The following is a 12,781-nucleotide window of genomic DNA, read 5'->3' as shown; positions in this document are numbered from 1 at the left end:
ATATTTCTCCTACATTTGCGCTATGTATTTATCATATCAAAAAGCATTGATAATCCATATTAAAAAGTGTAGTAGTTAATAAAATAATTCATACAATACTATTCTACCTTACATTTCTGTTTAGCGATATTACGATATTAAGTCTCTATAATCATGCTTTATCGCTAAATTTCAGCCTAAACTTATAATGCTTTATAGTAGTTTAATGAAATCTATTCGTTATGTATTGAACCAATAAATTAAAGCATAAAGCTCACGCCTTTAAATTTAAGTTCTTCGTCGATTCCGACTGTTACGAATAATTTATCAGCAGTCTAACTTATTATAGAACCAAAATTTAATAGCTCAATATAATTAAAGGCCGATTGGATAATTATAATCCAATCGACCTCATATGAATACACGATAAATTAATATCACTGATATATGCTACTATTGTTGAACTAAGATGTGATTGTATCTCTTTCTAATACTGGCTTTAAGTATCGACCTGTATAGCTTGCTTCAACATTCGCAATCTCTTCAGGCGTACCTGTGGCAACAATTGTACCGCCACCATCTCCACCTTCAGGACCTAAATCAATAATATGATCTGCCATTTTAATAACATCCAAGTTATGTTCAATAATAACGACAGAATCACCATTTTCTACTAATTTATTCAATACTTTAAGCAATCTACTAATGTCATCAACATGTAAACCAGTTGTCGGTTCATCTAAAATATAAATGGATTTACCTGTTGAACGTTTGTGTAATTCTGAAGCTAATTTAACACGTTGCGCTTCTCCACCTGATAATGTCGTTGCGGGTTGTCCTAAGGTTACATATCCTAGGCCAACATCGACTAATGTTTTTAATTTACGATGTATTTTAGGTACATTTTCAAAGAAATTAGTCGCATCTTCAGCAGTCATCGCTAAGATATCAGCAATATTTTTCCCTTTATAAGTTACTTCTAACGTTTCACGATTATATCTTGTACCGCCACATACTTCACATGGAACATACACATCTGGCAAGAAATGCATTTCGATTTTGATAATTCCATCGCCTTTACAAGCTTCACAACGGCCACCTTTAACATTAAAGCTAAAGCGTCCTTTAGAATAGCCACGAACCTTGGCTTCATTTGTTTGTGCAAATATATCTCGAATATTGTCAAACACACCAGTATATGTTGCTGGATTTGATCTTGGCGTTCTACCAATTGGTGATTGATCAATATCAATAATTCGTTCTAGTTGATCAATACCTGTGACCTCATCACAATCACCAGGTTTAACTTTAGATTTATTAATTTCTTTTGCTAATGATTTATATAATACCTCATTAACTAGTGAACTTTTACCGGAACCGGATACACCAGTTACTACTGTCATTGTAGATAGTGGAAATGACACGTTTACACCCTTTAAGTTATTGCTACGTGCACCTTTAACTTCTATCTTTCTGTCAGTAACTTCACGACGTTGTTCTGGTACTTCAATACGTTTCTTACCACTTAAATACTGACCTGTTAGTGATTTTTTATTATTCATAACTTGCTTTGGTGTGCCACTTGCAACAATTTGACCACCATGTTCTCCGGCACCAGGTCCTACGTCCACTAGATAATCAGCAGCTCTCATCGTATCATCATCATGTTCAACAACGATTAATGTATTACCTAAATCTCTCATTTCTTTTAACGTGTTAATCAAGCGATCATTATCACGTTGATGCAATCCAATAGATGGTTCATCGAGTACATAGAGTACTCCAGATAATCTAGAACCAATCTGTGTGGCTAAACGAATTCGTTGCGCTTCTCCACCAGATAGTGAACCTGACGCTCGATTTAAAGTTAAATATTCTAACCCAACATTATATAAAAATTCTAATCGCGAAATAATTTCCTTTAGGATTTGATCGGCAATTTTTTGATCTTGCTCTGATAAATCGATATGTTGATATAAATGTAATGCGTTTTTAATAGAATTCTCTACTATTTCACCAATATTATGACCTGCTACATAAACTGATAGCGCTTCTCTACTCAATCGTTTACCATGACATGTTTCACATGGTAGCTCAGTCATATACTTACTCATCATTTCTCTCACTAGTTCTGATGGTGACTCATGATAGCGACGATTAATATTTGGAATTACACCCTCAAACTCCATTGTACGTTTACGTGTTTGACCATTACGTTGTTTAAAGGTAAATTCGATTTCCTTACCTTTAGAACCATATAAGATGATGTCCTTTTGTCTATCTGTTAATTTTTTATAAGGTTTATCCATATTTATTTTAAAGACTTCGCAAACACGTTTTAACAATGTTGGATAATATTCCGAACTTGTTGGTTCCCAAGGGATGATTGCACCTTCATTCAGTGTTTTGTTTGGATCAGGAACAACTAAGTCTAAGTCTACTTTTAACTTTTGACCTAAACCATCACAAGTTGGACACGCTCCAAAGGGACTGTTAAAACTAAACATACGTGGCTCTAGTTCTCCAATAGAAAACCCACAAATTGGACAGGCGTGATTTTCAGAGAACTTTAACTCCTCACCATCGATAATATCTACGACGAGGTTGCCATCTGCAAGTTGTAATCCTGTCTCAATTGAGTCTGCTAGACGTGTTTCGATACCATCTTTCACAACTAATCTGTCGACTACGACTTCGATAGTATGATTTTTATTCTTATCTAATTCTGGCACTTCATTAATATCAGTAATTTCACCATCTACTCGTACACGAACATAACCTTTCTTACCAATATCATCAATCAACTTCTCATGAGATCCCTTTCTATGAGAAACGACGGGTGCTAACAATTGAATTTTAGTACGGTCTTCCAACTCCATAACACGATCGACCATCTGTTGCACTGTTTGTGATTCAATTTCAATGCCATGATTTGGGCATATTGGTTTCCCTACACGTGCATATAATAAACGGATGTAATCATAAATCTCTGTAACTGTTGCTACCGTCGAACGTGGGTTCTTACTTGTTGTCTTCTGATCAATAGATATTGCAGGTGATAAACCTTCAATTGTATCAACATCGGGTTTATCCATTTGACCTAAAAATTGTCTTGCATATGCACTTAATGACTCTACATAGCGACGTTGTCCTTCGGCATATATAGTATCAAACGCTAGTGACGATTTACCGGACCCTGAAAGTCCTGTCATCACAATCAACTTATCTTTAGGTATTTCGATATCTACATCTTTTAAATTATGGGCACGAGCGCCTTTAACTACAATAGATGGTTGTTTCATATACTTCACCCTTCTGCTTTTAATTCAAATAACATATCTCTCAATTCTGTCGCCTTCTCGAAATCTAAATCTTTGGCGGCTTGTTTCATTTCCTTTTCTATATTGGCAATTGTTTTTTCGCGTTCTTTCTTCGTTAATTTCTTAGGTACTTCTGTTTGTTGTTTTTCATTTGTGTCATCATTTTCTACTGTCGCGCTAATAACGTCATGGATTTGTTTATTAATGGTCGTTGGTGTAATACCATGTTTTTCATTGTATGCCATTTGAATATTACGACGACGTTCTGTCTCATCAATCGCATATCTCATAGAATCCGTAATTTTATCTCCATACATGATTACTTCACCTTTACTATTACGCGCAGCACGTCCAATTGTTTGAACTAATGAACGCTCTGATCTTAAGAAACCTTCTTTATCAGCATCTAAAATTACAACAAGTGATACTTCTGGTATATCTATACCTTCTCTAAGCAAATTAATCCCGACGATTACATCATAGGTACCCATTCGTAAATCTCTAATAATTTCAATTCGTTCTAATGTCTTTATTTCCGAATGTAAGTAGTTAACCTTAATTCCTGCTTCTTTCATATATGTCGTTAAGTCTTCACTCATTTTCTTCGTCAATGTCGTAACTAGTACACGTTCATTTCGGTCTATTCGTTCTTGAATTTCGCCAAGTAAATCATCAATTTGATTTTCCGTAGGTCGGACCTCAATCTTAGGATCAAGCAAGCCAGTTGGTCGAATAATTTGTTGTACCATTTCGTCTGTGTGCTCTAGTTCATAAGGTCCTGGTGTTGCAGAAACGTAGACCAGCTGATTTGTTTTTTCTTCAAATTCTTCAAACTTAAGCGGTCTGTTATCCAGAGCACTTGGCAAACGGAATCCGTGATCAACTAAGACTTGCTTTCGTGCACGGTCACCATTGTACATACCACGAATTTGTGGCAATGTCACATGAGATTCATCAATCATAACCAGCCAATCGTCACCAAAATAATCAAGTAAGGTATATGGTGTCGAGCCCATTGGTCTCAATGTTAAATGAACGGAATAGTTTTCTATACCAGAACAAAAGCCCATTTCTCGCATCATTTCTAAATCATAATTCGTACGTTGCTCTAACCGCTGCGCTTCTAGTAGTTTATTTTCCGCTCTCAATTCTTCCAAACGTTCTGCTAATTCATTTTCAATTCTTTGTATTGCAGATTTCATCTTTTCCTCACGTGTTACGAAGTGGGATGCCGGGAAAATTGCAAAATGTTCGCGCTCTCTCAATACTTCTCCAGTTAAATAATTGACTTCGCGTATACGATCAATCTCATCACCGAAAAATTCAACTCGAATACACATTTCCTCACGAGAAGCAGGAAAAATTTCAACAACATCACCGCGTACTCTAAAGGTACCTCTTCGGAAATCAATGTCGTTTCTAGTATATTGGACGTCAACTAACTTTCTCAGTAACTCACTTCTATCCATTTCCATACCTACACGTACACTTACAACTAAATCTCTATATTCTTCCGGATTACCTAAACCATAAATACAGCTCACACTGGCAATTATGATGACATCATCTCGTTCAAACAAAGCACTTGTAGCAGAATGTCGTAGTTGATCAATTTCATCATTGATTGATGCATCCTTTTCAATGAAAGTATCTGTAGATGGTACATATGCTTCCGGCTGATAATAGTCATAGTAACTTACGAAATACTCTACTCTATTTTCAGGGAAAAATGTCTTAAATTCACTATATAATTGACCTGCTAATGTCTTATTGTGTGCTATGATTAACGTCGGTTTGCCGACTTCTTTGATAACATTACTCATCGTAAATGTCTTACCAGTTCCCGTCGCACCAAGTAATGTTTGATGACGTTTCCCTTCATTTACACCTTTGACAATTTCTTTAATCGCTTCTGGTTGATCACCTTGTGGCTCGAAATTGGATTGTAGTTTAAATGGATAGTGTTCCATGTTGACACACGCCTCCTATATATTTTCTTATGTGACAAATGTAACGCAAAGTTCTATGCTTTAATATTGATTTGTCTACTAAATTGTAAATTATTGTGTATAGTGTATAACCTTATTCTATATTTTAACAGATTTATGCACAAAAAGACAAACGTTTGTTCGTTATTTTAACATGTGTAAACAACAAAAAACAAACATAGTATCTTACCATGTTTGCCTTAATTTATTGCTTTATTTATTTTAAGAAGGTAATTATTTTATAGTTTACAAGTCATTTTTACAACTAGATTGCTTGTAACTTATCATTAATCAACATCATGCTTATGAAATTCGAGTTGATCGATAATAATATATCCCGCTAATAATGACACGACATCAATAAATATGATCCATTCATTATGAAAAAAGCCTTTGGCAACAGATGCCCCAATTAAGATGAGTGTCAAAATAGTGCCGACCCATTTATTTCTCGTCAGCACACTAAATAGTACGACTAATATGCATGGAAAAAATGCCGCAAGCATATACCAAATCATCTATGTCACCCATTTCTATTATTTAGGATTGTCATCGTTGTTTCTCTCAGTTCGGCACGTGGAATAAAGTTCTCAGTTAACATCTCTGGAATAATATTATCTATAAAATCTTGCACGGAACTTAAATGATCAAATTGCATAATTGTTTCTAAAGACATCTCATAAATTTCAAAAAACAATGGTTCCGGGTTACGTTTTTGTATTTCTCCAAATGTTTCATATAATAAATCAATTTTATCTGCTACCGATAAGATTTGACCCTCTAAGGAATCATCCTTACCTTCTTGTAACCTTTCACGATAGATATCTTGGTATGCTTCAGGAATTTCTTCGTTAATAAAATGATCTACCATTTCTTCTTCAACCTGTGAGAATAGTTTTTTTAATTCTCCACTCGCATATTTAACTGGTGTCTTAATATCACCTGTAAACACTTCAGCAAAGTCATGGTTTAGTGCTTTCTCATATAAACTTTTCCAATTCACTTCATTGCCATGATATTCTTCGACAGTTCCAAGATATTGAGCAATTTTAGTTACTTTAAATGAATGTGCAGCAACATTATGTTCAAAGTATTTGAATTGGCCTGGTAATCGAATTAATTTTTCTAAATCAGATAAACGTTTAAAGTATTGATGTACGCCCATGATATCGCCTCCTAAGTTTATTTAATGAATGATTATACTTGCTTTTATAATATCATTCAACAATCAAAATGTCTTATCAAATAGCTGTTAAACAAATAATTAGCAATTTAGAATTTCTATCTTTTCAGTTTATTAAGATTTCATATAAATTTTTATCGTTAAAATAAAGCCACACCGTAATATAACAGTATGGCTTTATCTCATATTAGATATTATTTTTAAATTGTTACTAGTGAATATAGTTATACGCACTAGGTTGTTGTATCGTACGATATGATTTCTGTCCGACGCCTTGCCAATTCATTTCAGAAACAACAATGGATCCATCGGTATTTTTATGTTCTACCACACCAACATGTCCATTTGGACCAGATGTACTTTGCATAATTGCCCCTACTTCTGGCGTATGATTAACTTCATAACCACTTTGTCTAGCTGCATTTGCCCATTGATTGGCATTACCCCATAAATTGCTTACAGGCTTACCTAATTGACTACGTCTATCAAATGCGTAACTTGTACACTGACCATTATCATAGTAATTAGTGCCACCACTACGGCCAATACTTTGTTGTCCACTGTAATAATGATTGGCGTCATATTGATAAGCATTGGAATAATTACTATTTACATCATTATTCCACGATTGATAGTTAGAAAATTGAGTTGGTTGAGCCACATCATTCTGAGGATAATTCGGTGTCAATATTTGCGAATCACTTTCATCTGTTGGTTGTTGTAATGCATCTGGTGTCCCCCAGCTTGCTTTATCATCATTATATAAATGCTTTGAACCTGCTTCCGATATAGCAATAAGTTGCCCCGGATGAATCGTTTCTGTAATCTGTGGATTCAATTTAAATAAGTCATCTAATGATATCTCATGCTTATTGGCGATATTTGTAAGTGTGTCGCCACTTAATACTTCTACGATATCACGATCAGGCACGACCACTTTTGTTCCAGTCGCAATAGAAGTCACACTATCATCCAAATTGTTTAGCGCCTTAATTTCATCGATATTGGTAGCAAATCTTTCAGCAATTTGCGTAAGTTCCATCTCCGAAGATGTTGTATGTATTTGTTCCGCTGACGCTATATGATTCACACCTAAAAACAGTGCCGTCGTCGATGCAGTAACTATTAAACCTTTCTTCATTGTTATGTTCATTCCTTTGCTGTCTTATTATTATACAAATTTAATATAGCACAAAATCTTTTGCCTTATTGAACTGTTAACAGACTGTAATACAATGGTTATTTAGTCCTATATGCAGTAAAATAAAATCCCTTAAGAAAGCTATGGTATAACTAGCTTTACTAGCTTAATATTACTAAAATTGCACCCTTCATATATAAGCTCATGTAATATAACTAGATGATAGAAGCATATAATTAGAACATCATATCAATTTCTGCATAAATTATTGTACTATTGCTGACAACAATGCCACCTCTATATAATAAAAATGCCTTATAAGCCAGTTGCAAGATGCACAACTGTATATAAGGCATAAAATGATTTATAAAACTATTGTATTATGAATGATCCATTTGACTACGTAAGTATGCTTCAATAAATGGCCCAATTTCACCATCCATGACCGCATCAGTCTTACCGGTTTCTTCATTCGTTCTATGATCTTTGACCATTGCATATGGATGGAACACATAAGATCTAATCTGGCTACCCCAGCCAATCTCTTTTTGTTCACCACGTATTTCTGCCATTTCTTGTTCTTGCTCTTCTAATTTTAATTGATATAGTTTAGATTTCAATGTCTTCATGGCAGCTTCTCTGTTCTTAATTTGTGAGCGTTCATTTTGGTTGTTAACAACAATTCCAGACGGATGATGAGTAATTCTAATTGCAGATTCTGTTTTGTTAATATGTTGACCACCAGCACCTGATGCTCTAAATGTATCTACTGTGATATCGTCTGGATTTATATCGATTTCAATATCCGCATTGTTAAATTCAGGAATAACATCACAAGATGCAAAGGACGTATGCCTTCTTCCAGATGAGTCAAATGGCGAAATACGAACTAATCTGTGTACACCCTTTTCAGCCTTTAAATACCCATATGCATTGTGACCTTTCACAGCAAATGTCACACTTTTAACTCCAGCTTCATCACCTGGTAAATAATCCATAATCTCTACTTTAAAGCCTTGTTGTTCACAATAACGTTGGTACATACGTAATAACATGTTTGTCCAATCTTGTGATTCTGTACCACCAGCACCTGGATGTAACTCGACGATGGCATTGTTTGCATCATATGGTCCATCTAATAAGAGCTGTAATTCAAATTGGTCCAAATTATCTTTGAATTGTTGGACTGACGTTTCTAAATCAGCTTTCATCGTTGCATCCTCTTCTTCAAGTAATAATTCTCTTGTCGTTTCCATATCTTCAATTTGTGCTTCTAGATCACGATATGCATTAACAATACTTTTCAAAGCGTTATTTTTATCAATTATTTCTTGTGCTTTATCTTGATTGTCCCAAAATGTTGGATCAGCCATCATTTCTTCATATTCTTGAATATTCGTCTCTTTTTCTTCTAAGTCAAAGAGACCCCCTAAGTTGCTCTAATTTTTCATTATAACTCTCTATATTTCTTTTTATTTCCGATAATTCCATCTAAACATCGCTCCTATTATAATTGAAAATTTACTTACTATTACATAACAATTGATTGAAGAAAAGCTAACTAAAGCTACATAAATGGTTCACTCCGTTTCAATAGTATACGAGCATCATGGTTATTATATGTTAAACTCACACTCATTTTCAAAATAAAACCGGAAGTTGATAATCACAAATCAATGCTTCCGGTTTCATACTGTCACGCTTAAATCACCTAAGCGCCATGACAGTTTTTATATTTTTTACCGCTGCCACAAGGACAAGGATCATTTCTACCAATATGCTCATCTTTAACGTAAGGTTGAGCCTTTACCTTTTCTTTACCATCTTCAGCATTTGCTGATACGTGTTCAGCTTTACCGAAATCAGTCGTTTTGTCACGTTCAATATCATCTTCAACAGTAATGACAGATTTCAAGATATATTTACTTACATCTTCTTCTATTGTTTCCATCATTGTATCAAATAATTGGTGACCTTCATTTTGATAATCACGTAATGGATTTTGTTGTGCATAAGAACGTAAATGAATACCTTGTCTCAACTGATCCATTGTATCGATATGGTCTGTCCAATGATCATCTATAGATCTTAATAGAATCATGCGCTCAAATTCTGCGAATTGACTGCCTATTTTTTCCTTTTGATCTTTAAATGCAACTTCGACTTTTGCCCATACAATTTCAAAGATATCATCATTATCTTTACCTTTTATTTCTGATTCTTTCAAAGCACCTTCGCTTAAGAATACATCATCCACATAGTTGATAAATGGTTCGTAATCTGGTTCGTCCTCTTCGTCATTTACATAGTAACGTACACTGCGTTCTAAAGTAGCACGCATCATTGCTTCGACTAATTCACCACTAGAATCACTATCAATAATACTATTACGCTCTGTATAGATAATTTCACGTTGTTTACGTAATACATCATCATATTCAAGTACACGTTTACGTGCATCAAAGTTGTTACCTTCAACACGTTTTTGGGCAGATTCTACAGCACGTGACACCATTTTTGATTCTATTGGTGTTGAATCATCCATGCCTAAACGGTTCATCATATTTTGTAAACGTTCAGAACCGAAACGCACCATTAATTCATCTTGTAGTGATAAGTAGAAACGACTATCACCTTTGTCACCTTGTCGACCAGAACGTCCACGTAATTGATCATCAATTCTTCGTGACTCATGACGTTCGGTACCAATAACAGCAAGACCACCAAGTTCTTCAACGCCATCGCCTAGTTTAATATCCGTACCACGACCAGCCATGTTTGTAGCGATTGTTACAGCACCCTTTTGACCTGCGCCTGCTACAATTTCTGCTTCTCGTTCATGGTTTTTAGCGTTTAATACATCGTGTCGAATACCTTTTTTCTTTAATAAGTCTGAAATATATTCACTCGTTTCAACTGCTACTGTACCTAATAGTACCGGTTGACCCTGTTTGTGCTTTTCAATGACATCTTCAACGACTGCATCGAATTTACCTTTTTGACTAATATAAATTAAATCCGGTTTATCTTGACGTTGTACAGGTTTATTGGTAGGAATTTGTGTTACCGTCATATTATAAATATTGCGGAACTCTTCTTCTTCCGTCTTAGCAGTACCTGTCATACCAGATAGTTTATTGTACATTCTGAAGTAGTTTTGGAATGTAATTGAGGCCATGGTTTTGGATTCGTTTTGAATCGTCACACCTTCTTTAGCTTCAATGGCTTGGTGCAGACCTTCTGAGAAACGTCGACCAGGCATTGTACGTCCAGTAAATTGATCGACGATTAATACTTCGCCGTTATTTACCATGTAATCTACGTCTTTTTGCAGTGTCACATGTGCGCGCAATGCTGTATTGATATGACTAATGATTTCTACGTTTTTAACATCATAGAGGTTATCGATTTTGAACATACGCTCTGCTTTATCGATACCTTGTTCTGTTAATTGAACTGCCTTTGTTTTTTCGTCATAATTATAATCATCTTCATTTTTTAACATCTTAGCGAAAACGTTAGCTTGTGTATATAATGAAGTAGATTTTTCCGCTTCACCAGAAATAATCAATGGCGTACGTGCTTCATCGATTAAGATTGAGTCTACCTCATCAATGATGGCATAGTTTAAAGGTTTCATTACACGCTCTTCAGCATAATTCACCATGTTATCACGTAAATAATCGAAACCAAGTTCATTATTGGTACTATAAGTGATATCACTTGCATAAGCGTCACGTTTTTCTTCGGTAGACTTACTATTTAAGTTCAAACCAACCGTCAAACCAAGGAACTCATACAATTCCGCCATTTCTTGACTTTGACTACTTGCTAAATATTCATTGACAGTAATAACGTGTACCCCACGACCTGTTAACGCATTGAGGTAGGTTGGCATCGTTGCTGTTAAAGTTTTACCTTCACCGGTTCTCATTTCAGAGATATCACCATTATGAATCGCGATACCACCCATAACTTGAACTTTATATGGACTCATATTAAAGACACGCTTTGCACCTTCTCTTACTAATGCAAATGCTTCCGGTAGAATTTCGTCTAATATTTTATTTTGTTTCTTAATGTCCTCTTCATCACGCAATCTTTCTTGATATGATTGCGTTTTTTGTTTAATTTCATCGTCTGTTAATATCGATATATCCTCTTCTAATGCAAGGACTTTATCGGCTAATTTGCCAAGGCGTTTTATTTCTTTTTTATTGCCATCTGCAATTTTTGATAAAAAACCCATTTTGTTCGCTCCTTTAGCTTAATAACTCTTAGCTTACAACAATTTATGATATCATTTATAAGCCTAAATTTACACTTATAGACCTCTCTATTTCCTACTTTATTAACATATATGTGTCAATTCATTAATATCATTGTATTGCCTTAATTAAATACTACCCATTGATATAACTTTGCATGTACTATTATATTTCACTTTCAAATTATTTCATAGTAACATAACAAAAATTGGGCGTCCACGATTTAACATAATCATGAACGCCCTGCGTACAAATCATTTATAGAAAGTACAAAGATTAATCAGTAGTTTCAATCAATCCATATTTCCCATCTTTTCGTTTGTATACGATGCTAGTTCCATCAGTTTCACGATCTGTGAAAATAAAGAAATCATGCCCTAAAAGATCCATTTGTAATACTGCCTCTTCTGAATCCATAGGTTTCAAACTGAAGTTCTTTGCACGGATAATTTCGATATCACCGTCACCATCATTTTCAATTGGCTCGGCTTCTAATTGTTCAGCTTCATTTTCTTCTGGTAGTGAAGCGAACACTTCTTGTTCACCGCGATTACGCTTTTTGCGGTTAACACGTGTTTTATATTTTCTTACTTGTCTTTCAAGTTTATTATTGATTAAATCAATGCCAGCGTATAAATCATCGTGGCGTTCTTCAGCTCTCAAAGTAACATTTTTCAATGGAATAGTTACTTCAATCTTAGTAGCTGAATTTTGATATGTTTTTACTTTAACGTGCGCAGTTGCGTTTGGCACATCGTTAAAATAGCGTTCTAATTTACCAATTTTCTCCTCAATATAGTTGCGAATCGCATCAGTAATAGTGAGGTTCTCTCCGTGAATTTCAAATCTAATCATAGTAATCGACTCCTTTAAAACCTCTATATTGGTAATATTGCTTACTC

The 12,781-nt window shown here is 34.8% G+C and carries 8 protein-coding genes; all 8 read right to left on the bottom strand.

What is annotated here, in order from left to right; genetic code table 11:
- Positions 1–443 precede the first annotated feature (443 nt).
- Positions 444–3,281: an excinuclease ABC subunit UvrA gene (gene uvrA, locus SH09_RS03490; protein WP_042738233.1), complete on the bottom strand. Its 2,838-nt coding sequence runs from the start codon at positions 3,279–3,281 to the stop codon at positions 444–446.
- 5 nt (positions 3,282–3,286) lie between these two features.
- Positions 3,287–5,269, bottom strand: coding sequence for an excinuclease ABC subunit UvrB (gene uvrB, locus SH09_RS03485; RefSeq protein ID WP_042738232.1), 1,983 nt, complete (start codon positions 5,267–5,269; stop codon positions 3,287–3,289).
- A 305-nt stretch (positions 5,270–5,574) separates the two neighbouring features.
- On the bottom strand, positions 5,575–5,805 hold the full coding sequence (locus tag SH09_RS03480) for a CsbA family protein (protein ID WP_042738231.1): 231 nt from the start codon (positions 5,803–5,805) through the stop codon (positions 5,575–5,577).
- Positions 5,806–5,810: 5 nt separating this feature from the next.
- The gene (locus tag SH09_RS03475) at positions 5,811–6,452 is read right to left on the bottom strand and encodes a YfbR-like 5'-deoxynucleotidase (protein ID WP_042738230.1); all 642 of its coding nucleotides are present in this window, start codon (positions 6,450–6,452) and stop codon (positions 5,811–5,813) included.
- 229 nt (positions 6,453–6,681) lie between these two features.
- Complete coding sequence (locus tag SH09_RS03470; protein ID WP_042738229.1) at positions 6,682–7,611, bottom strand: COG3942 and LysM peptidoglycan-binding domain-containing protein; 930 nt, start codon at positions 7,609–7,611, stop codon at positions 6,682–6,684.
- A 380-nt stretch (positions 7,612–7,991) separates the two neighbouring features.
- Positions 7,992–9,102, bottom strand: a protein-coding gene (gene prfB, locus SH09_RS03465; protein WP_107512795.1) for a peptide chain release factor 2 whose coding sequence is annotated in 2 segments (ribosomal slippage) — positions 7,992–9,029 and positions 9,031–9,102 — 1,110 coding nt in all. Because the reading frame shifts where the segments join, the coding sequence is not laid out codon by codon here.
- 220 nt (positions 9,103–9,322) lie between these two features.
- Complete coding sequence (gene secA / locus SH09_RS03460; protein WP_042738227.1) at positions 9,323–11,860, bottom strand: preprotein translocase subunit SecA; 2,538 nt, start codon at positions 11,858–11,860, stop codon at positions 9,323–9,325.
- Between the two features lie 295 nt (positions 11,861–12,155).
- On the bottom strand, positions 12,156–12,734 hold the full coding sequence (hpf, locus tag SH09_RS03455) for a ribosome hibernation-promoting factor, HPF/YfiA family (protein ID WP_042738226.1): 579 nt from the start codon (positions 12,732–12,734) through the stop codon (positions 12,156–12,158).
- Positions 12,735–12,781: the final 47 nt, after the last annotated feature.

The organism is Staphylococcus gallinarum (assembly GCF_000875895.1).
GTDB classification, from domain to species: Bacteria; Bacillota; Bacilli; order Staphylococcales; family Staphylococcaceae; genus Staphylococcus; species Staphylococcus gallinarum.
The sequence above is the reverse complement of the archived record's forward strand: the minus strand, read 5'-3'. Positions and strand labels throughout refer to the sequence as shown.